Below are 22,695 nucleotides of genomic sequence, written 5' to 3'. Positions count from 1 at the left end.
AAAATCAAGCCATGGCAACTACCATGCGGTAGTTACCAGACTTGACTTTTGGCACAGCGTTGGTTTGGTTGGTCGATTTATACTTGCAAATGGAATGAAATTGCTCAATTGTGCAATGTGCACAAGACAAACAAATCATGCTGTTAGGTTGCATGCAATGAGAACATTTTGTATTCTCTCTTATTTTTCCACCACACTTTCGACATGATTCATCAGGCAATTTTATTCAATGAGAGTAAATCAAAAATAGATATAAGCAGAACGTAGAAGTCGTTCATACAAAAGATCAGTGAGGTTATTAAATTGCAAAACAAAAAACAACAAAAAATTGACGGGGTTAGAAAAACTTTTGATAAATGGGCCCAAAATGGCAGAGCAGAAATAATGGAGATTGAACATGGAAAAAACGTCTCCAGATTTTTAGATAAAATTTCATTTGATAAACCATTTACATTCTTAGATTTTGGTTGTGGTAATGGCTGGGTAGTAAGAAAGATTTCAGAAAAGACAAATTGTAAAAAAGCAATTGGAATTGATAAAAGTAAAAAGATGATCATTCAAGCAAAAAAGAAAATCACAAGTAACAAGGAGAGATATATTCATACAGACATCGATTCATGGAAGTATTCAGGTAAATTTGATTATATCTTCTCAATGGAGTCATTATACTATGTTGATTCTATAGAAAAGTCATTGCAGAAAATCCACAAACTGTTATCACCGGGAGGAATATTTTATTGTGGTACTGATTTTTATTCAGACAACAAAGCAACTGCAAGATGGAAGGGCATAATGAAGATTCAAATGCATTTGCATTCAGAAAAAGAATGGAAGGAATTTTTTAGAAAGGCAGGTTTTAATGTTAAAACAAAGCATATCAAAGATACAACAAGTAAAAAGAAGTGGAAGCGAGAGTTTGGAACACTGTTTATCATAGGCACAAAGCCAAAGTAATATTCAAATTCAATTAACATTTACTAGAATTATGTGAGCTGGAGCACGACACGCTGCTACGGCAGAGGAAACTCCTCCCTCCATACAGGAAATGTGATACGGAGATGTATAATCAGAGATGATTGGCAACGGAGCAGAAATGAATCCAATATGGCGTACTATGATGGTGAAAACCTGAGGTTTCCATTGAAGGAATGAAAAAAGCCGACCCACATGGAGCAAAGCCAAACAGAACTCAAAGATCCTGTACTAAGTTCAGGTAGGCTGCAAAGCGCAATATCGTGAAAACAGAAGGAGGGTTACTCCCAGCACACATAATTTTTTAATATTTTTTAAATTTCTAACTCATCGAATGAGCTTGTTCTTTACACAGATCAGCAGTACACTGACAAGTTGCATCACATAAGCAAGAGCCTTGCATTGCACAGTCACATTCAGAGCCCATTTCAGCAGAAGCTGCACATCCACATGCTGCTTCTTCTCTATTGGCATCAGTTGGAGGGGGTGTAACGGTCTCCTGAGGGGCAGTATTTTCATAAACACTTCGAGTTTTCTGATAACTAGTATCATCTTTTAGTTGGGCTTCTCCTCTATTTGTCTGATAACCACCAGATGAAGCACTAGTCTGATAACCTACCAATCTACTTGGATCAATTCCTTGTTGTCCAACTTTTTCATTTTTGAGTGATCTGCTACTAACAAAGAAGAATGCGATTCCAGCTATTGCTGCAATTCCAGCCATTCCATAAACTATCATAATCGGAAAGTCACCTGTTGAAGTTGTGGCATATCCTTCTGGAGGTTTTGGAGTTACTCCAACAATTTCAACACCATCTAAAACATCCAATGCACCAAATCCAATAGTATACAAGTTTCCCTGATCAGATGATTGAACACTTCGTACTACATATTTCTGATCAGCATTAATCTCTGCTTCAAATACTCGTTCAACTTGTCTTCCTTCTCTCAAACTACTCTCACCCATTGTCCAACTAGAAACAACAAATCCTGAAATTTCTTTATCTAATCCAAAAGTTCCAGCATCAACATTGATTCCAGTAGGGTCAAACAAAAAGTGCCAGTTTGTCAATGGCTGTGCTAAAATAAAGTCTGCATTAATTAGAGGTTTTTTCAATACATCTTCAGCTTCAGGAGTATCAATAATTGCAAAAGCTGTTGGTTCTTTCTCTCTTAAGATGTTTAAGGGTAAGTTAATATCAATTCCATCAACTATAATTTCACCATCTGCAGAAAGTCCTCTCCATCCCAAATCAACAAGAGTTCTCTGAGAATCTTTAGTTATCACATAATCAGTCAGTGTACCTTCTAAAATTACTCGATAATCAATAGATGTGTTTATGTTTCTAGCATTAAGATGAAAATTATAAGTCACAGTCATATCAGAAATTCTTGCTTGGCTACCATCGGCTTTAATACCTTGATTGAGTTTTTTGATGAGTTGAACCACTCCAGGATCTGATGAATCAGCAGTTCCAGATACTACCCATTCTTTGTCACGTAATGCATCAAATAATTCTCCACCATTTGAATATTCTAAAAATACGGTTTTTAGATAACTCATCTTAAATGGTGATGAGTCATTATTTGGATTAATTCTAGCATCTAATTGAGCAGCCCATGCAGGAGAACTAGTACCTACAACAATGAGGCTAGCAAGTAAAACAGTCAGAATTACAGCCCTAGACACGAGTAAAATCCATGAAATTAAGGTAATAAACTTATCCCAATTAATTAGATCGGTGTTTTTTGAAAAAGTAATATGTAGTATCAAATGTAGACTTTGCAGTTTTAGGGGAAAATGGTATGATAACAGTCTTAGCAGGTGGAACAGGATCAGTCAAGCTGGTTCGAGGTTTTGTTTCTCAAGAATCCAAAGTCAATGTCATTAGCAATGTAGGGGATAATTATTGGCTATACGGACTCTATGTATGTCCTGATATTGATACCATAGTTTATGGACTAGCAGATTTGCTTGATCAAGAAAGAGGATGGGGAATTAAAAAAGACACATTCAATTTTTTGCGCCAAATGGAAGTATTTGGAGAAGAAACATGGTTTAGAGTAGGAGATAGAGATGCAGCAACTCATTTAATCAGAACCAACATGCTAAAGAATGGAAAAAATCTAAGTGACATTACAAAATGGATGTGTGAGAAATTTGCTGTAAGGGCAAATGTTATTCCAGTTACAGACAACAGCATTGAAACAAGAATCATCACTGACAAAGGAGAACTACATTTACAAGAATACTGGGTAAAACACAGAGGAAAAGATCCTGTGGAAGGAATTCAGTATATTGGTGCAGATAAAGCTCGTCCAAATCCAGAAGCAGTTAATGCAATACATGATGCAGATATGATAATTTTAGCTCCTGGGAATCCATTAACATCAATTGGTCCCATGTTACAAATAAAAGGAATAAGAAAGGAATTATCTAAAATAAAGAAAAAAGTTGTAGCAGTCAGTCCATTAATTGGAGACAATGCAATTAGCGGTCCTGCTGCAAAATACATGCAAGCTGCAGGAATAGAATCAAATGCATATGGCTTGGCAAAGATGTATTCAGATGTATGCTCCAATATCATCGTAGATACAAAAGATAGATTGTTGATTAAAAAAATTCAGAGTTTAGATATGAAAGTATTTGAGACAAAGATTACCATGAAAAATAAAATTGCTGAAGATGCATTAGCCAATTTTATACTAAAACAAGTTCACGTATAATTTGAAAATAGCAGTAATTATTCCTGTAAAGACTTTCTCTAAAGCAAAAACACGTTTAGATTTATCTCCACAAAAAATAGAAGAATTATGCAAAGTAATGTTAGAAGAGATTTTACATACAGTGTCAATATCACCACAAATAGATAAAATCATTCTAGTGACAAAAGAAGAGAAGGTAATTCAAATTGCAGAGAAATTCAAAGCTACAGTGATAATTGATGAAAATGAAGAGAGTGTAAATGGTGCTATTGCATTAGCAGACAAATACCTTTTAAAAAATGGATTTGATGCATCAATTGTGTTTCCTCAAGACATCCCATATATCAAAACACAAGACATTGATTTTATGCTTCAATACAAAACACATCCAAATTTTGCAATTATTGTGCCATCAAGAAGATTTGATGGAACTAATGCATTAGTAAGAATGCCAATAGATTTGATGAAAACACATTATGATGAAGATAGTTACAAAATTCATATGAATACAGCAAAAGAGCACACACTAAATGTTGCAATGGTTTTTGTCAAGAGAGTTATGTGGGATGTAGATAATGTGGAAGATTTGAAATTTCTTTTAGAACAAAATGAAAAACCACACATTGCTGAGAAAATCAAGAAAATTTTAGAGTAAAAATAGATATATTTTAAATAATCAAATTTTTGATTTTATTTCTTAAAGATTAACAGATTCAAGAATGTTTGACAGGAGTTATCTGAATTTTTCTCTAGATCTTGTGCCAATAAGGATCAATACAACACCGCAAAAAACAGCTACCCACAACATGATGTAAAATGAGTCAAGATTGACATGAAGATAATCAGAAATAATCTGAGATGCATCTTTTAAAATCATCAGAATCCCAGCAAAAAAGATCAAACTAATCCCACCACGTATAATGGTTTGATCAGCCATAATCACTTAACATCATATCATCATATAAACAAAAAATACATCTTAAAATTTGACAAAAAATGATTTCTCATAAAATTGGCAGTTTCGATCAGCAACAGACTTATAAATGATGAATTAGAAAATGTTAAATATCATCATAAAAGGTTTTGGGAGATATTAAAATGGTTAAAACAGGAAATCCAAAGGACAAATGTCCAAGATGTGGACAAGGAACTTTAGTAACAGATGCCAATACAGGAGAGAATTTTTGTGGCAAATGTGGATTTGTCATTACAGATAAGGTAGAAGAGTCAGGTCCTGAATGGAGATCATTTTCAAATGAGGGAGAAAATAAAAGTAGAGCAGGAGTTCCAACATCCCTTGCAATGCATGATATGGGATTAGCAACTGTAATCAATCCTCAAAATAGAGATGCCACAGGAAAGCCATTAACTGCATCCATGAAAAGTACTATTGAGAGACTAAGAACTTGGGATAGTAGAAGCCAAGTTCATGAACCAGTAGATAGAAATTTCAGACAAGCATTCAGTGAGCTCGATAGATTAAAAGACAAACTTGCAGTAGGAGATGCAGTCATTGAAAAAGCAGCATACATTTACAGAAAAGCACTAGAGAAAGGACTAGTAAGAGGACGTTCCATTTCAGCATTAATTGCATCTGCACTTTATGCTGCATGCCGGGATACCGAAACACCAAGAACTCTAAAAGATATCGGACAAGCAAGTAATATCAAACGAAAAGACATTGCAAGGTGTTATAGATTGTTATTAAGAGAATTAAATTTGAAGATGCCAGTAGTTGACCCAATCAAGTGTATCTCAAGAATTGCAAGTAAAGCAGGCCTTTCAGAAAAAACTAAACGTAAAGCAAGTCAGATATTACAAACTGCTGAAGAAAATAAAATTTCGGCAGGAAAAGATCCAATGGGGTTAGCAGCTGCTGCACTTTATGTTGCATGTGTAACAAATGGAGAAAATAAAACACAAAGAGATGTAGCAGAAGCTGCAGGCGTAACTGAGGTAACAATAAGAAATAGATACAAAGGATTGAAGGTAGCCCTAAATCTTTAATGCAGATTCTTTTTTTGAATAAAATCTAGCCAAAACTAAAACAGAAATCGACAATAATCCTGCAGCTAAAAATAAAATTTCTAAAGTGGACATTAGAGAATGAGAAAATGCTTCTTCAAGGGATACATAATTAATTTGAGATAGAAAATTCCCATACGAGAATACAAAATAATTTGTTGCCCAATGTATTAGAAGAGATGCAACAAAACCATATTTCAGATATACCCAACCCAGAATAATTCCTCCAACTGTTGCTTGTGCAAATTTACCTTCACTCCAAGAATCTCCAAATGCAATATGAGAAAATCCAAATAACATACCAACAAATACAATTAGAAAAATTGCTTTTTTAGAATCAAATATATCCAATGAATTTGGAGTCCATAAACATTTGATGAAATATTTTAGAGATGATTTTCTGGAATAAAGTGCAAATAACGGAATTCCAAGCAATATTAAACGAAATCCAACTTCTTCAATTAAAGGAGCCAGAGTGACATAAAAAAATTGAACAAGATCATTTTCACCAAGAGGGGGAACTGTAACTATTCCAAATTTTTCTTGTGTGAAAGTTATCAAAGCTGAAATTAGAATTAAAATTGAAATCCATTTTGTAACACCAATCATATAATTTGATTTAGGATCATATTTTCCAAAAGAGATTAGTGGAGAGATAGATTTGAAAAATCCCTGTTTTGGACCAAGTATAGCTATAGTGAAAATTATTGCATAAAAGGACCACAATACAACAAAGGCATCACCAAGACTAAGATCAACAGGAGCCTCATACAAAGAAGTGTTTTCAAATAATGCTAAATGCGTTACAGGAAATTCATAATTGATATCACCGCCAATGTTGCTTTCAAAAACAACAAAGATACCAACAGGAAATGAAACTAATAATAATCCAAAAATCACAGATAGTAAAGCAGTATAGGGAATTCCAAAAGCTTGGAGAAGTTTATTTGATCTTGGCAATTTGTCTAATGTAATTCAATACTTTCTTCAGGAAAACCCAAATGAATCAAAGTGTCTTTAATTGTATCCCTATGATCTCCTTGTAGAAAGATATAGCCTTCTTTTGCAGTACCGCCGCAAGCATACTTGTTTTTGAGTTCTTTTGCAACAGTTTCTAAATTGTTTAATTTGGGATCTAGTCCTTCAATCATAGTGCCCTTTTTCTTAAAACGGCGAGTTTCTAATCGAATGATAATTTTGGTACTATCTTTGGCCAGTTCACCACATGCGCATAAATCTTCTGGAAGACCACAAGTATTACAAATTACTGCCATTCGTTCTAAGTAATTTCAATTATTCGCACTATTAAGCCTTGTTTGAATTATAAAATTTTCAAAATAATTGGATTTTTTAAATAGAAAACTAATGAAAAACTATGACAGAGGATTTAACCAAAAAGGCAGCTGAAATGCTACTAAACGGGGCTACTTTGTTAAGTGCACCTTGCCCATATTGTGCAGGAGTGAGAGTAATGAAAGATGGATTTGCTTTATGTATTAATTGTGGTAGAAAACCCGAGAGAAAAGATATCCCAATTGAAAAAACACCAAAATCGTTCAAATCATCATTAAAGCAAACTTTGGATAATAAATTAGAGACTCTTTCTAAAGAATTAGAAAATGAGAAAAACCATGAAAAACAACAAAAAATTCTAAAATCAATTAATTCAATTTTAGAGGCTCTAGAAAAAATCAAAACATAAACTTCAAGTAAAATCCCATATGATCGTTTGAAATCCATTCCTTAGGCATAAAAATTCAGATTTTATTGTTTTTTCTAGATGAATAAAGTTTTTATGTTAAAATCCTTGATGTCGAGTTGTAATGAGTAGTAAAAAGAAATCAGCTCCACTTCCAGCATCAAGTGGGGGTCTCATGAGATTTTTCGAAGACGAGACAAAAGGATTCAAGATGGATCCTAGAATAGTCATTTCAATCCCTATTGGTTTAATTGCAGTATCTTGGGCAATAGACATATTCCTAGCTACGTGAGAAAATAATGGAAAAAGCCTCAGATGATGTTTCAAACATACATAACAGGTTCTCCCTTACTCTAATCAATCCATCTTCACATTACTTTTCCCTAGTTGGATCATTATCAATTTCAGCAGTGATTTTTCTTGCAACATATTTTGGATATCTAGATAATATTTTCTCAAAAGATGTATGGTATAGACTTCCAATAATTATCGGAGTACTTGCAATCACTCAATTACTAGATACAAGATTTTCAAAGAAGAAAGAATACTCAAAGTCTCTTCATTCATCACTTTTTGGAATAATGTTATGGGTTGTAACACTTCTAATGGGATTACTAGCAAGTATTGTATTATCAAAAGAAACTTCATTGTTTTTTATCACATTTGGAATGTTTCTCTTTGCAAGTTTTAGAATAGGAATTTACACTACAACGCTTGGAGTAAGTCTTAGAAAAGCTTGGGCAATCTGTTTTGTTCAGCCATTAGCAATGTTTTTTGTTTTAATTCCTCAAGATTTATGGATTCCAATGCTTTCTGATCCATTATCATTAGGTTATGGAATATCCTTTATGATTATTGCAAGCGTATGGTCATATCTTACAGATAGGGCAGGAAGACCAGGAATGGAGAGTACACATAAAACAATTCAAGCATATCTTGCATCACAAGGAAATGATTTCACAGATGCTGAAGAGATCATGGAACAGCGCTCAAATGAAACTAAAGTATCGACATCACAAATTAGATTGTCATCATCAAATGGACAAAAAGAGTTCAGAATGGTTTTGCCTGAAATTCATCCAGGACCATATCATCCAGTAGGAGGAAGCAACATCCCATATCTTATTTACAAAAACTTGTCATCGTCAGCAATGGTAATGCATAGTATTTCAGATCATGCGCTAAATTTGCCATCAAGGAACGAAGTTGAAAATTATTTAAAAAATTTAGAAAATAGCGAGGTAAAAGAAGAAGGTATTCACTGTACAGAACCTGTAACGGTTCAAATTAACAAAGCAAGAGTTATCGGTTTACTATTTGGAAATAATCCACTTTTGTTTTTATCACTCTCACCACATGGAATGGAGGATATTCCAAGTTACATGAAAACAGAAATTGAGCAGTATGCAAAAAATCGAAATTATGCAAGAACAATGATCGTTGATTGCCATAATGCAATGGGTGAAGAAATTTCTAAAGAAGATGGAGAAGATATGCTAAAGGCAGCAAAATCATGTTTGGATACTCTAATAACAAAAGAGAGTCACTCAATAGAATTTGGTTATGCAAACTCTGATGATATGGATGTATGGACAGAAGATCTTGGAATGGGCGGACTAGGAATTGTTTGTTTGAAAATCAACGATAAAAAATATTTTCTAGGATGGGCAGATGCTAACAATATGGAAAATGGAGTAAGAGAGAAAATAATCGATAATTTTTTAAAAAGAGATTATCAGTTACTTGAGATATGTACCTCAGATACACATTTTGCTCCTGTTAAGGCTAGAAACAGAAATGGGTATTATCAATTAGGATTGATTACAAGTGCAGACAAGTTATCGTCTTGGTTTTTGGATATTGCCAAAAAATCTGAATCAGATATTTCTTCAGCAAAATTTGAGATATTAGAAAATGAAACTAAAGTAAAAGTAATGGGGACAGGAATTTATGAAGATTATTCCAAAGCTCTAGATAATTCCCTAAAAATTACAAAAGGATTTGTAATTGGAGGAGTGGTATTTTTCAGCACTAGTCTGTTTCTATAGTTTTCATCTGTTCAATGTTACCATAAAATTCATCAACAAAAGAAGAAAATTGAAAGATAGGCACAATGGGAACATTATCAATAAAATCAATTTTATCATTATATAGCGTTACAATTACAGGCACAGATATTGCGCCAGGAGTTTTTGCAACATATTGTTTTGTTCTCTCAATCTGTTTACTTACAGCACTAGTTAGAGAGGATCTGCTGTAGCGTTTCCAGTGTTTGCAGTCAATTAGCATTGCGATTCCTAAACGAATACCAACAACATCTATTTCCATTCTTGGCTTTGTTAACATCATATTTTTCATTACAGCAAAATTTTTTGAAGTTAGAATCTCTGCAGTTAATCCCTCAAAATCTCTCCAATCTAAAGCAATAGAGATTTCATCTATTGGAAATCCTTTCTCAATCAAAGAAATTGCGATTTTTAATTTATCACCATCTTCAAAATAATAATAATTTTCTTGTTTTGTCCCAATATTGTTTTTAACAAATTCATCTAAAATTATTTCAGATTCTGATTCAGTTATTTTAGTGACAGCAGAAAAATCCTCAACTGAGACTCCACCTTGGATAATTCCTTGTAGTCCATTAATCATACCAGGATGAATTTTCATATGAATTTCTTGAATCATCGTATCGATATAGGTTTTAAGAACTAATAACATCAGGGTATTATGATATAGGTTTTATTACAACCATCGAAAATTATGATTATGAAAAAATTGCTAGTTTTCATGCTAGCGCTTTCAATTGTATCGCTGATGTATAATGAATCATTTGCTGAGAAAAATACATTTTTTGATTCAGTAAAATTCATCCAGTATCTTGATGAGAATACAGCTTTAGAAGAAATAAGAAATGGAAATCTTGATCTTTATTATTTTAGAATTTCATCAGACAGACTAGAAAATACTCAAGACAGGGAAGGTTTAAGAGTTTTCGATTCCACAGGAGGTTCTTATAGCATCCTCGTAAATCCAGCTGAATCAGATGAATTCAACCCATTTTCAATTAAAGAAGTCAGATTTGCACTAAATTATTTAGTGGATAGAAAATTAATTGTAAATGAGTTAATGGGGGGTTATGGTGCCCCAATTATTTCATACTATAGTCCAACAGACCCAGAGTACCTAACAGTAATTGAGCAGCTTGAAGGATTTAATTTCAAATACAATCCAACACTTGCCAAGCAAATCATTTCTGAAGAACTAGTAAATCAAGGAGCAATAAAGAACGGAGGAAAATGGGAGATAGGTGGAAAACCAATTGAAATTACAATATTCATCAGAAGTGACGATCCTGTAAGAAAATCAATTGGGGAAATTTTGGCAGCAGAATTGCAAAGAATAGGGTTTACGGTCAAAAAAGATTTTGGGGATTTGAATAAAGCGTTTGTAGTTGTTTATGGTTCAAACCCATCTGATTTGAAATGGAGTTTATACACTGAGGGGTGGAATCGTTCAGCATTTGTAAAATATGACTCTGTTGGATTAGGACAAATGTATTCTCCGTGGTTTTCAAACATGCCAGGATTCAATGACCCTTCATATTGGAATTACAAAAATGAAAAGATAGATGGTTTAACTCAGAAAATATACACTGGAGGTTTTGAATCATATGAAGAAAGATCAAAACTAATTCAAGATGCAACAATAGAAGGAGTTAATGAGTCTGTCAGAATTTTTCTAGCTAGTAAAATTGATCAATATGTAACAAATGAGAAGATCAGCGGAGTGGTAAATGATTTTGGAGCAGGTGTGCCAAGTAGATTTACTCCAATTAATGCAAGAGGGGAAAATAATGAATTAGTTGTCGGGGTTAAACAAATCTACCAAGGAGCATGGAATCCCATTATGGGGTTAACTGATAGTTATAGCAGACAAATTTGGGGCATAATTTCAGATCCAGGATCCTTCAAGCACCCATTTACCGGAGAAACATTTCCCGTCAGAGCTTCATGGAAAGTAGAATCAGCAGGACCAGATAACAAAATAGAAATTCCACAAGAAGCAATTCTTTGGAATCCATATTTACAGAAATGGGAGAATATTGGATTAAATGCATCTGCAATAAGCAAGGTCACATTTGATTTTGAGTTCAGCAATTGGCATAATGGCCAACCAATGGATATGAGTGATATTTTACATTCTCTTTACTTTATCATAGAGTGGGGAACAAAAACAGGCGAGAATGATAAAACTTTTGATACAGAATTTACACCAAGAGCTGCTCAAAGTATTCAATCAATTAAAGGAGTAAAACAAGTAGATCAAGATTCAATTGAAGTGTATGTAGATTATTGGCATTTTGATGAAGGAGAAATTGCAGATTGGGCAATTTTGTGGAATACTATGCCATGGGAGATCACTGCTGCAATGGAACAAGCAGTGTTAGATGGAAAAGCATCGTTTTCAAGATCAGGGGCAACAAGCAAAAATATCAGCTGGTTATCACTAATTATTCCAAATGATGCAATAATGATCAAAGAGTATCTAATTAATTTTAGAGAATCTAACTTTATTCCAATTTCCCTAATAGGATTAAACCAGTCCAATGTAAATTCCAATCAAAGATATGAATCATCAATTAATTGGATTGAGAATAGAAATCATGCAGTGATTAGCAATGGGCCATTCTATTTAGAATCATATGCACCTGAATCTAGAACCATTACAGTAAAATCATTTGTAGATGAATCATATCCATTCAAAATTGGAAAGTGGTCAGAATTTGAAAATGTAGAATTTCCAACTATCAAAAAAATAGATATAAAAAATACAATACAACATGGAAATGAATTTCAAATAAAAATACAAACAGAAAATACAGATTCAATCCTATTCTTCTTAACTAACAATGAAGGAAACATGATTTTATCAAAAAATATCAAAGCAGATGATGGAAATACTTTGATTACGATTATTCCAGAAGACTCTGAAAAATTAGGACTTGGGGCAAACAATATCAAAATATTTGCAATTTCAAATTCAATTTTACAGCCTGATTTTTTTGAATCAAGTTTTTTTGCAACTAAAAGCAGTCAAGAATTACCATCAAGTGAATTAGATGATGTGAAGTTTGAAGAAAATAAAACATGGTTAGAATTTTTAATAATTCCAATCATCATTATTTTTGTAATTATCATTATTCGCAAAAAAAGAAATTATATCAAACGATAATCTTTTAGAATTCGTTCTATTTGATCCTCTGATTCTAATTTTGAGTAATCCTCCAAAAGATTCTGATTTAGATCATAGAATGTATGACCCCATTTGAATTTATCAAGTAACTCCATAGATTGATCATGAAATCCCATAATAAATAATGAAGCAGAAAGGGCTTCAACAGTAGTTAGTTTACTAAGTTTAGAATAATTTAATGGATTTCCAGCAAATAGTGGAGGAAGTTTTCTTTTAATACCATTAAAATTTTTAGAAAAGGCCTTATCTGCTAAATTCCATGAACAGTCAATTCCAACTATAGAATTAATTGTAGTCTTATCTTTAGGTAAAAGAAATTTTTCTGAAAAAGGATCTAACACCATTCCCTTATTACCAATTTTTTTGATACTTTGAGCAAGACCAAATTTGACCATCTTAGCTGCGGTACATTTTTTTGGATCATCCTGATAAAACATCAAAACCTGTAATTTCATTTTAATTGGTATTATGAAGAAGGGTATTTTGTATTTACTCTACAGATTTGTATGTAATTTTGTAGTAAAATCGTGATACTTGATCATCTTTGAGAATCTCGACATTCCAATTAGTGTCAGGTAAGAATCCATCTGAGGATTCAGGCAATATGGAAAATTTTTCTAGTCTAACATCAGGACCGCTATATCTGACGTTGTAATTTATACCACCAATTTCAACAACATCATAAATTTGGCCTTGTTTTCTAGTTGATTCTTTTACTAGACATTCCTCCGATTGTCCAATTACACACGTCCTATCTGAATACATTACTTGCAGATTAACACTTGATTCATCTCCAATAGATGTAGTAAGTAGAGAACCAGAAATGACTCTAGGTGATAAAATTTGATTATCAATAGTTTTTGTGGCAGTGACAACAGATATCATTTTTTCAGCTATTCGGTTTTCTTTTTCAACTATAGTGTCTAATTTTGGCGCAAGTGGTTTTTCTACTACATTGAACTTGATGGATTTAGTTTCAAAATCAGCATCAACTGTAACCTCATAGGAACCAAGTGATGATTCTTTGTTAGGTATTGTATATTCATAAGTAAATGAACCAGATGGACTTGGACGAATTGTAGTTATTGGACCTGTATGTTTGCCACAATAAAATGCCCCACATGTAATCTCTGTTGTTGATTTTTTAATCATACTCACATCATATTTTTCAAGATAGATCAATTTGTTGGGTTTGCCATTAATTACTACAGTGTCACCTGGATAATATTCTGGTTTATCTTGTGTTAATAATAAAGTCAATGATGCATCACTTCCAAAGGAAAAGTCATTAGCTACACTAAATGTAGACTCAGCTTTTGCATTATTGTAAACAGCCTTTACCGAATATGTTCCTTCGTTAAATACAGTTATTGGTAAATCAAAGAAACTACTAAATTCTCCACCTTGATTAGGATAAACTGCAGACTCTAGAATTTGCTTGTATGGAAAAACACCATCAAGGATTTTAATAGTAACTCTATCTGGAACCACTAATCCTTCATCACCTTGTACTCGTTTAATCACATTTCCAAGAACTTTGAGTTTTTCGCCTGCTTTGTAGAGAGATTTTTCAGTAGTTACAAAAAGAGGAGTATCAGATAATGAATCATTTTGAGGATCTATAGAAACTTTGAAGAAAAGATCTTTGCTGTAACTACTAGTAGCCACTTTAATTTTATATACACCAAAATTGGTGCTCAATGAATTTTTAGCATCTTCAGTTTTAATACTTTGAACTTTGTCAGCAATTGGTGTTTTCCAAGTCCATGAGAATTTTTGAGCATTAATTGTTGCACCAGAGAGTACTTTTGTACCATCAGGTTTGGTCAAAGTAATTTTAACAGCAGTGTCTCCAGTTGGAGGAAACAATCCATTTAGGGTGACGGTTTGAGATAAGCCATAAACTTCTTTATCCAGAGATATTTGAGGACCATCCTTAATTGCAAGAGGATCTATAATTGAAAAAGTCTTAGTTGCAGTGTGTCCTGCATATTGAGATTTAATTACATAGTTTCCAACAGTGAAAATATTTTTTGATACAGCAATATCAAGAGAATAGCTACCAGAAAGGGAAGGAATTGCCGTAAAATCATATGCTACAACAACACCTCCACTGGTTCTAGTTTTTGCTGTAGATGGAAGTCCAACTATTTCAAGAGGAGAACCGTCTTGGTGCGAAATAGAAATTTTTATAGGGGTACCTGCAATATAACTTGAATTAGCAGAAGGATCTTGAATGAAACCATTTAGTTTGATACTTTCTCCAAATGCATATACTTCCTTGTCAGAATTTACAGTAAGAGGCTCATTTGTTGCAATAAATTCAGCAGGGTTTGTAACTGAATGAACCACGGTGGTTGCTGAACCAATTTCTTTTGAAACTGTGATCTTGTAATCACCTAATCGGATTTTATTATCAGGAATTGTAAAAGCATACGTAAAAGAACCATCACCCATTATTCGAACACTATCTAAAATTTTGAATCCTGAATCACTTCCAGAGGTAACAATAGATTGTTTAGTTTGAATTATTTCCAAATCCAATGTGCTAATCCAGACTTGGTTTACTCTACCAGAAATTTTAACTTGCTCACCTAAACCATATGCTTTTTTATCAGTCGATAATGAAATTGGGACATCCTCCTTGATGTCCTTTACAACATCAAAAGTTGAAACAACCGATTTGCCAGAATATTCAGCAGTGATTTGGTAGGTTCCATATACAGGTTTAACAGTAGTTAGATAAACACTAGTTGCAAATTTGTCTTTAGTAGGATATAGATTTCCTTCAGATACTAAATTTCCTTCAGAATCTTTTACAGTTAATTTCATTCCTTCAAATGGAATTACTTTTGATGTGAATCCAGTTATTGATACTAGTTGGCCTGGCATGTATTGTGATTTATCGGAAAAAATACTAAGTTCTGCATCAGTCTTTAAAGTCTGTTCAATTATTTTATGTCCAACTGAAAAATTTGTTTTTGCTATCGCACCAGCATAACTAACGGATACATTGTAAACACCTTCATTAATTCCAAGAACTTGATGTAGACTAAGTGTTGTTTTATAATTTCGATTAAGATCAGGATACAAACTCACAGTTTTATCATAATTAGGACCAGAAATTTTAACTAAAATTGGTTCAGGTTGAAATGTGGGTTTTACAATAAAGACTTCTTTAGAAACAGTTCCCTTTATGATAGCGGTCTCACCAAAAAGATATGATTGTTTATCAGATGAAACAGTTATTGTTACTTCGTTTGTATCTTGATTTACTACAAGTTTACCATTAGAAGAACCAGCAGTAGAAGTTGCAAATTTCCAATCAGCAGAACTATCTAAATCATATCCATCATAGATCCTCTGCCAGGATTTAAAATCGTTAAAGATATCAGATTGTATAGGAGTTTTATCAACTACAGTGCCACTTACATCCCGAAGTTCTACTGATTCATTTGAATCAGTAAACCACAAACTTTGATACGAATATGTCAAGAATTGTCCTGGTTTGATTATTGTCCCAGATGGAATTGTCATAGTTTTTTTAAGAACTGTAGTAGATGCAATCTTCCAACCACTCAAATCAACAGCAGAGTCTGTAGGATTGTAAAGCTCTACCCATTCTGAGACAGATAACGCATCATCTCCAGGAGGATTAATCTCAACCTCATTTATCACAATATGATCAGGATTTGTTTGAGCATATACCGGAATTAGAACTCCAGCAAGTAAGACTATTGAAAATAGAATTAACAGAGTGCTTTTCATATGATTTTCCTAATTTGGTTGACTATTGGACTCATTTTAGAATGAAATTGAGGAAAAGTTGAGCTAGTTGTTAAAGTGATATATCTTAAAACCATGAAAAAATATCTATTTTTTCAGTATTAAGGCATACGTAGGAGTTATTCCTTAGCATAGTCACAATTTGGGCATTTTGTTTCTACGATTTTAGCGCCACACTCTAAACAAATGCCTTCACCAATTTCACGAGTTATTGATTGTTTTCTCTTGCCCACATAGAATTTGATGCCAAAATACATCAAAGTTACAATAATGGCAGCATAAATTGGAGCCATAAAGGGCATCAACCCAATCATGAAAAGAAATAATCCAACTATCAAAACAATATCGCGTTTTTCAAATTTCAATAGAATCAAGAAATTGAAGAATTGATAAAAAGATGCCGGAGCTCAGTGCCATTAGTTTACTTCATATCAAAGTCAATTCTCTAACTCATCTTCATTGCTCGGCAATTAGATTAGATTGCTTTTGGTTATAAAATAATTAAGTGGTGGGATTGGAGTGATTTGAACACTCGATCTCTGCGTCCCAAACGCAGAATCATACCAAGCTAGACCACAATCCCAGTAAGCCCAGAAACTCGCCCAATTTAAGCTTCACAGATAATCATTTTAAAGGCAGTCAAAGGATCAAAAACGTGCAATCTGAAGACTATATCAAAGCAGGAAAAATTGCAGCAGAGGTTAGAGAAAATGTCAGAGTCAAAGACTGGATTGGAAAATCAGTCTTTGACATTTGTGAAGAAGTAGAAAGTGAAATTAAAAAAAGAGGTGCCAAATGTGCATTTCCAGTAAATGCAAGCATTAATGAAATTGCAGCGCACTATACTGCAGAACCAAACGACCCAATTACAATAAAAGATACAGATTTAGTAAAAATTGATCTTGGTGCACAAATTAACGGATACATTGCAGATACAGCGGTTACTGTTTGTTATGATGCGCAGTATGATGGATTAGTGCAAGCTGCAGAAGAAGCATTGGGAAATGCAATGTCGATGATTAAAGAAGGGGTAAAAGCAAGCGATGTTGGACGAACCATTGAAACTACAATAAAACAAATGGGATACAAACCAATTGCAAATCTTAGCGGACATTCCTTAGAGCAATATACAATACATGCGGGAAAATCAATTCCAAATATTTGGTCAATTGGAGGATTTACGTTATCATCAAATTCAGCATATGCTTGTGAGCCTTTTGTTACAACTGAACAAGGTGGAGGATTTGTTAGAAATGGACAAATTAAAAACATTTTTGCGTTAAACTCACGAAAGAAAACAAAAAATGATGAGGCAGATAAATTACTAGATTTCATTTGGAATAACTTCAACATGCTACCATTTGCATTAAGATGGTTAACAAAAGAATGGGATGAGAAAAAAGCTAGAGAGTTATTAGGATTTTTAATAAAGAAAAAAGCTGTTCAGGCCTATCCTGTTTTAATTGAAGTAAATGAGCAAAGAGTTGCCCAAGCAGAACACACATTCATTCCAAATGAGAACGGAGTAACCATTACAACAAAGGCAATTTAAAAAAAAGAATAAAGATGAGTGATGAGATAAGCCCTTGTCCAAAATGTGCAGGTTTTATGTTTAAAGAGCAAGGAGAAGACACGTCATGGTTTTGCCCAAAGTGTAATGTAAAATTCAGGACAAATTAAAAATTTATTGTTCTAGGGTTTCAGCAAATATTTTTTCTATTCTAGTTGTTCCATTACAAGATGAACATTTAGAAGAAATATCAAATAAAACATCACCTTCAGAAAATTTTCTTTTTCTTAACATACCGCATTTTTGACATTTTTCAACAGAATAAGCAATAGTGATTTTTTTCTTTGAGAACATTATTGAGGCACCCCAGATGTATTGCCAACACCTATTATCAATACAGAATCACCTGAGTTGGTATTTTCATCAATCATCTCATAAACTTGAGATAAAACATTATCTGCTTGATCCGCAATTTCTTTTGTCATCAAAGTGATTGCCTCTTTAACTGATTGTTTAATGACTATAGAAAATACCGGAATGTTGTTGGTGGTTGCAATTTCTTCGATATGGAATTTTTCTGTTCCAATTCCACCTATTGCTGCACCAAAACCTTGTGCAATCGTAGCAGAATCTTCGCCCTCCATCTTTAACGCAGCATCAATCATAATTATTGCATCAATTTTATTTTTAGAAATAATTTCCTTCAAAGCATCGGCCGGTCTTCCAACAGTAGAACCAGGTCCTTCAGCTTTTAATAGAAATAGATTTCGCTCTTTATATTCTGTTTTTGCAAGAATTGTTTGAAATGCAACTATCTCTTTTTCACAAGGAAGCATCATTTTTCCTACAATCATAGGTCCAATACCATCTCCAACAGGTTGACCTGCCTTAAATGCAGGAATTGCATCTTTCATTGCCTCAGCTTGTTCCATTATAAATGGAAGAACCATTTGAAGAGGCAAAATCAATGGATAATTGTTTTGTTTTTTAGCAGTCAAAAACATGTGATTGATTATTTTGTAAATCATCTGCAATGAGGAAGCAATTTCAAGCAAAGTTTGTACCTTGTTTAATTCCAATTCAGAAATTTCAGGAGAAAGAGATTGAATATGATTTCTAGTATAATCTTCGCGCAGTCTTACCATGTGTTGAACTTTATCCACAATTCCATTAGGGTCCATATCAACAGGCATTATTGTAAAGTAATCCAGAAATTTATCAATTTTTTTGCCAGGTTCTTCTTTTGGATTTAGATTTTTTTTAATGTAGTCTATTAACTCTTTTTTAGATTCCGTTCTATATTCATCAAGTTTACCAATTCCTTTTTTTATTTCTCCAGAAGTTACGTATAGTTGAATTCTTTGACCATAAAATACAAAGAGAATGATAGGGATAATCCAAATTAGCATCATTAATGGATTAGTATCATCACCCATTGAGAATAATTGATCAAAATCAAAATTTGTAAAATTCACTAGACTCTGCGATCGTCGGATCTAAATTAAATCATTCGTATTATTCCATAGCCAATTTTACTCCAAAAATTGTAAAATCCATGCATAGAAGCCCAAAAATCTGGCGAGTCCTTTTATTATAGTTAAAATACAAAAAAATCTGAATATGCCACAAACAAAACCTATCGTAAGTGTGGAAAACGTTGTAGCCTCAGCAGATGTTGGGCAAAAAATGGACTTGAATGAAATCACTAGAACATTTCCAGACGTAGAATATCATCCAGATCAATTTCCAGGATTGGTATTTAGATTAAAGGTTCCAAAAACTGCAACATTGATTTTCACTTCAGGTAAAATGGTATGTACAGGTTCTAAATCCGAAGAGATGGCAAGAAAAGCCGTTAAGACTGTTGTACAAAAACTTCGTAAAGGAGGAATCAAAGTAAAAAAAGATGCAACAGTTACGATTCAAAATATTGTTGCTTCAATTAACTTGGGTGGAAAAATCCATTTAGAACAAGCAGCGAGAACTCTTCCAAGAAGCATGTATGAGCCAGAACAATTTCCAGGACTTATCCATAGAATGTTAGACCCTAAAACAGTCATATTGTTATTTTCCTCAGGAAAACTTGTCTGTACGGGTGCTAAGCAAGAACCAGATGTTTACAGGTCTGTTAACAACTTGCACGCATTACTAGAAGAAAAAGATCTTATGATTTATGACTAGTCATAGATCAAACTTATTTTCATTAATTTCTTTAATTTTTACTTATAAAGACAATCAAATTTTTATACAAATTTTGCAATAGAAAACATCCAATTCAGAAAATATGGTTCCCAAAGAACCTACATTAAAAATTTTGGATGAGAGGGGGATAACTTGGACTCCCTTTCAAAATATCTATTTTATAGGACTGCCCAAAGGAATTTCTTCATTTACTGTTAACCAATAGGGTTTATCATCAACATCTGCTGCCAATAACATTGCATTTGATTCAATACCTGCCATTTTTTTTGGTTCAAGATTTGCAATAACAATTACAGTTTTACCAACAATGTCTTCAGGATTATAATATTGAGCACCACCAATAATCACATCACGCTGATCATCATTTCCTAAATCTATCCTACCTTTAATAATTCTGGATTTTCCCTCAATAGGCTCTGTTGCAATAATCTTTGCAACTCTAATGTCTAATTTTGCAAAATCATCATATGATACATTGGACATATCAAATCATAATTAATCCCGTTAAAATGAATTTCGAATTATACTAATTCCTTTTTATCAATTCCACTAGTTTCAATCTCATATCGAAGAGCAGCTGGTAATTCCATGTATTTTTTGTTAACCAAGATGATAATTTGATCTTCGGGAACATTAACTTTTTTTAACAATTTTCCACGTTGATGTGCATAAGCATTTTTCCAAAAGGCAGATCCATCAAGTGTTCCAATTTTTGGCATGTATTTTGAGGGTTTCATTTTTTTCAAATTTAAGTTGACTGTGACGGAAGAATGGCAAATGCCATTAGAACTGGAGTTACTGTTCTGGATTTTAGGCATGTTGCCCATCACAGTCTATTTGTCATGTGAGAGGATTCTAATATATTTAATGCGGAATGGCAAGTATAGAATATGGCTACAATTGAAGTAGAACTTGAAATTAATTCTACAATTGACAAAGTTTGGGATATCATATCTGATATTGATAATGAACCAAAATTTTGGAAGGGTACAAAAGAGATCAAAAACATCTCAAAAAAGGAAAACAAGGTTATTAGAGAAATCATAATAGCATTCAGAGATCAAAAATGTCTTCAAGAAGTACATCTTTATCCTAAAGAGAAAATAGAGGCAAAATTTACCAAGGGGATAATCGATGGTGTGAAAATAATTTCATTAAGTTCCAAAGAAGACAAAACAATTCTCAAAACATTTTGGGATATAAAATTAACAGGGATGATGGGAATGTTTACTGGGATGATAAAGAAGCATATCAAAAGTGGTACAGAGCAAGCAATGCAGAGTATCAAATTAGAAATCGAGAGATAAACTTCATGGAAATAATATTTGATGTTTTCAATTATTCACTAACTGCAATATTAATAGGCATTTGTGTAGCATGGGTTTTTCTAATTAAATCAATGGCAAATTCATTTAGCCATACACCATATTTAGACAGATTTGAAAATATTTCAAAATCATTGCCAAAAGTTTCTGTAATTTTGCCAGCAAGAAATGAAGAGAGATTTGTTGGAAAGTGTTTGGACTCATTAGCAAATCAAGAATATCCAAATTATGAAATTATTGTGATAGATGATTCATCAGATGACAATACAGGTAAAATAATTTCAGAGTATGCAAAAAAATATTCAAAAATAATTCCTGTCATTGCAAGACCCAAACCTAATGGATGGATGGGAAAAAATTGGGCATGTATGGAAGGCTATAAAAAATCAACAGGGGAACTTTTGTTATTTACAGATGCAGATACCATACATGCAAAAAATGTAATGCATCTTGCAGTATCACATCTAATATCATTTAATTTAGATGCATTGTCTGCAATTCCAAAAATGCTCACATTTGATTTTTGGACAAACGTCACACTACCAATGATATCTACATTTCTTCATTCAAGATTCTCAGCATTGAATGTTAACAATCCTGCAAAAAAAACAGGTTATTTTTTTGGAAGTTTTTTCATCATAAAAAAAACAACATATGAACAAGTGGGCATGCATGAAGGAGTAAAACACGAAATCATAGAAGATGGAGCACTAGGAAAAAAAGTAAAAGAATCAGGACATAAGATAAAACTAGTTAGAGGAGAACACCTAATTCAAGCAGTCTGGGCAAGAGACAAAGGAACATTATGGAATGCCTTGAAAAGACTCATGATTCCTCTATATCTTCAAAGTGGAAAAATAGCAATAGGAATTTTTATTGCAATTGTATTTTTGTTATTTGTCCCATTCCCAATATTGTCAATAGCAGTGTTATCCCCAATAGAATCAGGATCATCAAAAATATTATTGGGGGTATCTGCAATAGCATCGCTATTAATTTACACAGGGGCAATAATGGAAATTAAAATTGGCCTAAAGTTGAAATTAAAATATGTATTTTTTGCACCACTTGGTAGTTTAGTTGTGGCGTTAGGATTTTTGAGTGGTTTACTTCAAGCAAAAAGTTCATCCTCAGTATCCTGGAGAGGAAGGAATTATTCAATGAAAGACCATACACAAAGTTCCCTAAGTGTATAGCAAGCCTTTTAGATAGAAAAC

General features: G+C 33.1%; 24 protein-coding genes, 1 tRNA gene and 1 other RNA gene. 13 read left to right on the top strand and 13 right to left on the bottom strand.

Annotation, left to right across the window (positions count from 1 at the left end; genetic code table 11):
• The first annotated feature begins 327 nt into the window (after positions 1-327).
• Positions 328-954, top strand: a complete 627-nt coding sequence (locus K5790_RS01205) for a bifunctional 2-polyprenyl-6-hydroxyphenol methylase/3-demethylubiquinol 3-O-methyltransferase UbiG (RefSeq protein ID WP_297592956.1) — start codon at positions 328-330, stop codon at positions 952-954.
• 33 nt (positions 955-987) lie between these two features.
• Positions 988-1,268: RNase P RNA component (rnpB, locus tag K5790_RS01200), an RNA gene on the top strand.
• A gap of 26 nt (positions 1,269-1,294) precedes the next feature.
• On the opposite strand, the gene K5790_RS01195 is transcribed toward rnpB, so the two are convergent.
• Positions 1,295-2,662 (bottom strand): hypothetical protein, encoded by a 1,368-nt coding sequence (locus K5790_RS01195; RefSeq protein WP_297591896.1) that lies wholly within the window; start codon positions 2,660-2,662, stop codon positions 1,295-1,297.
• Between the two features lie 116 nt (positions 2,663-2,778).
• Between K5790_RS01195 and cofD the strand changes: the two genes are divergently transcribed.
• Both cofD and cofC read left to right on the top strand, forming a co-directional pair.
• A complete protein-coding gene (gene cofD / locus K5790_RS01190; RefSeq protein WP_297591895.1) occupies positions 2,779-3,699 on the top strand; it encodes a 2-phospho-L-lactate transferase in 921 nt (306 codons plus the stop codon).
• Between the two features lies 1 nt (position 3,700).
• Complete coding sequence (cofC, locus tag K5790_RS01185; protein ID WP_297591894.1) at positions 3,701-4,333, top strand: 2-phospho-L-lactate guanylyltransferase; 633 nt, start codon at positions 3,701-3,703, stop codon at positions 4,331-4,333.
• 78 nt (positions 4,334-4,411) lie between these two features.
• On the opposite strand, the gene K5790_RS01180 is transcribed toward cofC, so the two are convergent.
• Positions 4,412-4,615, bottom strand: coding sequence for a hypothetical protein (locus K5790_RS01180; protein ID WP_297591893.1), 204 nt, complete (start codon positions 4,613-4,615; stop codon positions 4,412-4,414).
• A gap of 161 nt (positions 4,616-4,776) precedes the next feature.
• Between K5790_RS01180 and K5790_RS01175 the strand changes: the two genes are divergently transcribed.
• Positions 4,777-5,685 carry a TFIIB-type zinc ribbon-containing protein gene (locus K5790_RS01175; RefSeq protein WP_297591892.1) on the top strand — a complete coding sequence of 303 codons (909 nt, stop codon included), beginning with the start codon at positions 4,777-4,779 and terminating at the stop codon, positions 5,683-5,685.
• On the opposite strand, the gene K5790_RS01170 is transcribed toward K5790_RS01175, so the two are convergent.
• Positions 5,674-6,663: a CPBP family intramembrane glutamic endopeptidase gene (locus K5790_RS01170; RefSeq protein WP_297591891.1), complete on the bottom strand. Its 990-nt coding sequence runs from the start codon at positions 6,661-6,663 to the stop codon at positions 5,674-5,676. The genes K5790_RS01175 and K5790_RS01170 overlap by 12 nt on opposite strands.
• Before the next feature lie 5 nt (positions 6,664-6,668).
• Positions 6,669-6,977 (bottom strand): stress response translation initiation inhibitor YciH, encoded by a 309-nt coding sequence (yciH, locus tag K5790_RS01165; protein WP_297591890.1) that lies wholly within the window; start codon positions 6,975-6,977, stop codon positions 6,669-6,671.
• A 101-nt stretch (positions 6,978-7,078) separates the two neighbouring features.
• On the opposite strand from yciH, the gene K5790_RS01160 reads away from it, so the two are divergent.
• From K5790_RS01160 to K5790_RS01150, 3 genes are all read left to right on the top strand, one after another.
• Positions 7,079-7,405 (top strand): Sjogren's syndrome/scleroderma autoantigen 1 family protein, encoded by a 327-nt coding sequence (locus K5790_RS01160; protein WP_297591889.1) that lies wholly within the window; start codon positions 7,079-7,081, stop codon positions 7,403-7,405.
• 121 nt (positions 7,406-7,526) lie between these two features.
• Entirely contained in the window at positions 7,527-7,694 is a 168-nt protein-coding gene (locus K5790_RS01155) for a preprotein translocase subunit Sec61beta (RefSeq protein WP_297591888.1), read from the top strand.
• A gap of 7 nt (positions 7,695-7,701) precedes the next feature.
• A complete protein-coding gene (locus K5790_RS01150) occupies positions 7,702-9,450 on the top strand; it encodes a DUF2070 family protein (protein ID WP_297591887.1) in 1,749 nt (582 codons plus the stop codon).
• Here K5790_RS01150 and K5790_RS01145 read toward each other — a convergent pair.
• A complete protein-coding gene (locus K5790_RS01145) occupies positions 9,434-10,087 on the bottom strand; it encodes a hypothetical protein (protein WP_297592954.1) in 654 nt (217 codons plus the stop codon). The genes K5790_RS01150 and K5790_RS01145 overlap by 17 nt on opposite strands.
• 81 nt (positions 10,088-10,168) lie before the next feature.
• Between K5790_RS01145 and K5790_RS01140 the strand changes: the two genes are divergently transcribed.
• The gene (locus K5790_RS01140; RefSeq protein ID WP_297591886.1) at positions 10,169-12,634 is read left to right on the top strand and encodes an ABC transporter substrate-binding protein; all 2,466 of its coding nucleotides are present in this window, start codon (positions 10,169-10,171) and stop codon (positions 12,632-12,634) included.
• Here the strand turns inward: K5790_RS01140 and K5790_RS01135 are convergent.
• The 4 genes from K5790_RS01135 to K5790_RS01120 all read right to left on the bottom strand — a co-directional run bounded on the left by K5790_RS01135 (position 12,619) and on the right by K5790_RS01120 (position 17,024).
• Positions 12,619-13,110, bottom strand: a complete 492-nt coding sequence (locus K5790_RS01135) for a DUF367 family protein (protein ID WP_297591885.1) — start codon at positions 13,108-13,110, stop codon at positions 12,619-12,621. The genes K5790_RS01140 and K5790_RS01135 overlap by 16 nt on opposite strands.
• A 34-nt stretch (positions 13,111-13,144) precedes the next feature.
• Positions 13,145-16,423 (bottom strand): lamin tail domain-containing protein, encoded by a 3,279-nt coding sequence (locus K5790_RS01130; RefSeq protein ID WP_297591884.1) that lies wholly within the window; start codon positions 16,421-16,423, stop codon positions 13,145-13,147.
• A 137-nt stretch (positions 16,424-16,560) separates the two neighbouring features.
• Positions 16,561-16,806 carry a hypothetical protein gene (locus tag K5790_RS01125; RefSeq protein WP_297591883.1) on the bottom strand — a complete coding sequence of 82 codons (246 nt, stop codon included), beginning with the start codon at positions 16,804-16,806 and terminating at the stop codon, positions 16,561-16,563.
• A 141-nt stretch (positions 16,807-16,947) separates the two neighbouring features.
• A tRNA-Pro gene (locus K5790_RS01120) sits at positions 16,948-17,024 on the bottom strand.
• 72 nt (positions 17,025-17,096) lie between these two features.
• On the opposite strand from K5790_RS01120, the gene map reads away from it, so the two are divergent.
• Positions 17,097-17,993, top strand: a complete 897-nt coding sequence (gene map, locus K5790_RS01115; protein WP_297591882.1) for a type II methionyl aminopeptidase — start codon at positions 17,097-17,099, stop codon at positions 17,991-17,993.
• A 132-nt stretch (positions 17,994-18,125) separates the two neighbouring features.
• Here map and K5790_RS01110 read toward each other — a convergent pair whose 3' ends face one another.
• Together K5790_RS01110 and K5790_RS01105 are read right to left on the bottom strand one after the other, a co-directional pair.
• Complete coding sequence (locus K5790_RS01110; protein WP_297591881.1) at positions 18,126-18,305, bottom strand: hypothetical protein; 180 nt, start codon at positions 18,303-18,305, stop codon at positions 18,126-18,128.
• Complete coding sequence (locus K5790_RS01105) at positions 18,305-19,426, bottom strand: DUF1512 domain-containing protein (protein WP_297591880.1); 1,122 nt, start codon at positions 19,424-19,426, stop codon at positions 18,305-18,307. The genes K5790_RS01110 and K5790_RS01105 overlap by 1 nt, the downstream gene beginning before the upstream one ends.
• A 145-nt stretch (positions 19,427-19,571) precedes the next feature.
• On the opposite strand from K5790_RS01105, the gene K5790_RS01100 reads away from it, so the two are divergent.
• Positions 19,572-20,132: a TATA-box-binding protein gene (locus tag K5790_RS01100; protein ID WP_297591879.1), complete on the top strand. Its 561-nt coding sequence runs from the start codon at positions 19,572-19,574 to the stop codon at positions 20,130-20,132.
• Positions 20,133-20,306: 174 nt separating this feature from the next.
• Here the strand turns inward: K5790_RS01100 and K5790_RS01095 are convergent, their stop codons facing one another.
• Complete coding sequence (locus K5790_RS01095; protein ID WP_297591878.1) at positions 20,307-20,636, bottom strand: tRNA-binding protein; 330 nt, start codon at positions 20,634-20,636, stop codon at positions 20,307-20,309.
• A gap of 38 nt (positions 20,637-20,674) precedes the next feature.
• Positions 20,675-20,890, bottom strand: coding sequence for a hypothetical protein (locus K5790_RS01090; RefSeq protein ID WP_297591877.1), 216 nt, complete (start codon positions 20,888-20,890; stop codon positions 20,675-20,677).
• A 153-nt stretch (positions 20,891-21,043) separates the two neighbouring features.
• On the opposite strand from K5790_RS01090, the gene K5790_RS01085 reads away from it, so the two are divergent.
• Both K5790_RS01085 and K5790_RS01080 read left to right on the top strand, forming a co-directional pair.
• Complete coding sequence (locus K5790_RS01085; protein ID WP_297591876.1) at positions 21,044-21,460, top strand: type II toxin-antitoxin system RatA family toxin; 417 nt, start codon at positions 21,044-21,046, stop codon at positions 21,458-21,460.
• Positions 21,461-21,465: 5 nt separating this feature from the next.
• Positions 21,466-22,674, top strand: a complete 1,209-nt coding sequence (locus K5790_RS01080; protein WP_297591875.1) for a glycosyltransferase family 2 protein — start codon at positions 21,466-21,468, stop codon at positions 22,672-22,674.
• The last annotated feature ends 21 nt before the right edge of the window (positions 22,675-22,695 follow it).

This window comes from Nitrosopumilus sp. (assembly GCF_025698945.1).
Classification (GTDB): domain Archaea; phylum Thermoproteota; class Nitrososphaeria; order Nitrososphaerales; family Nitrosopumilaceae; genus Nitrosopumilus.
Note: the sequence above shows the minus strand (reverse complement) of the source record. Positions and strands in the feature narration are given on the sequence as shown.

What these genes read in the sequence shown, in the direction of transcription:
- cofD (WP_297591895.1), top strand. Translation starts at nt 2,779, where the DNA reads ATGATAACAGTCTTAGCAGGTGGAACAGGATCAGTCAAGCTGGTTCGA.
- K5790_RS01180 (WP_297591893.1), bottom strand. Translation starts at nt 4,615, where the DNA reads ATGGCTGATCAAACCATTATACGTGGTGGGATTAGTTTGATCTTTTTT.
- K5790_RS01175 (WP_297591892.1), top strand. Translation starts at nt 4,777, where the DNA reads ATGGTTAAAACAGGAAATCCAAAGGACAAATGTCCAAGATGTGGACAA.
- yciH (WP_297591890.1), bottom strand. Translation starts at nt 6,977, where the DNA reads ATGGCAGTAATTTGTAATACTTGTGGTCTTCCAGAAGATTTATGCGCA.
- K5790_RS01160 (WP_297591889.1), top strand. Translation starts at nt 7,079, where the DNA reads ATGACAGAGGATTTAACCAAAAAGGCAGCTGAAATGCTACTAAACGGG.
- K5790_RS01155 (WP_297591888.1), top strand. Translation starts at nt 7,527, where the DNA reads ATGAGTAGTAAAAAGAAATCAGCTCCACTTCCAGCATCAAGTGGGGGT.
- K5790_RS01150 (WP_297591887.1), top strand. Translation starts at nt 7,702, where the DNA reads ATGGAAAAAGCCTCAGATGATGTTTCAAACATACATAACAGGTTCTCC.
- K5790_RS01145 (WP_297592954.1), bottom strand. Translation starts at nt 10,087, where the DNA reads ATGATTCAAGAAATTCATATGAAAATTCATCCTGGTATGATTAATGGA.
- K5790_RS01140 (WP_297591886.1), top strand. Translation starts at nt 10,169, where the DNA reads ATGAAAAAATTGCTAGTTTTCATGCTAGCGCTTTCAATTGTATCGCTG.
- K5790_RS01135 (WP_297591885.1), bottom strand. Translation starts at nt 13,110, where the DNA reads ATGAAATTACAGGTTTTGATGTTTTATCAGGATGATCCAAAAAAATGT.
- K5790_RS01130 (WP_297591884.1), bottom strand. Translation starts at nt 16,423, where the DNA reads ATGAAAAGCACTCTGTTAATTCTATTTTCAATAGTCTTACTTGCTGGA.
- K5790_RS01110 (WP_297591881.1), bottom strand. Translation starts at nt 18,305, where the DNA reads ATGTTCTCAAAGAAAAAAATCACTATTGCTTATTCTGTTGAAAAATGT.
- K5790_RS01100 (WP_297591879.1), top strand. Translation starts at nt 19,572, where the DNA reads ATGCCACAAACAAAACCTATCGTAAGTGTGGAAAACGTTGTAGCCTCA.
- K5790_RS01095 (WP_297591878.1), bottom strand. Translation starts at nt 20,636, where the DNA reads ATGTCCAATGTATCATATGATGATTTTGCAAAATTAGACATTAGAGTT.
- K5790_RS01090 (WP_297591877.1), bottom strand. Translation starts at nt 20,890, where the DNA reads ATGAAACCCTCAAAATACATGCCAAAAATTGGAACACTTGATGGATCT.
- K5790_RS01085 (WP_297591876.1), top strand. Translation starts at nt 21,044, where the DNA reads ATGGCTACAATTGAAGTAGAACTTGAAATTAATTCTACAATTGACAAA.
- K5790_RS01080 (WP_297591875.1), top strand. Translation starts at nt 21,466, where the DNA reads ATGGAAATAATATTTGATGTTTTCAATTATTCACTAACTGCAATATTA.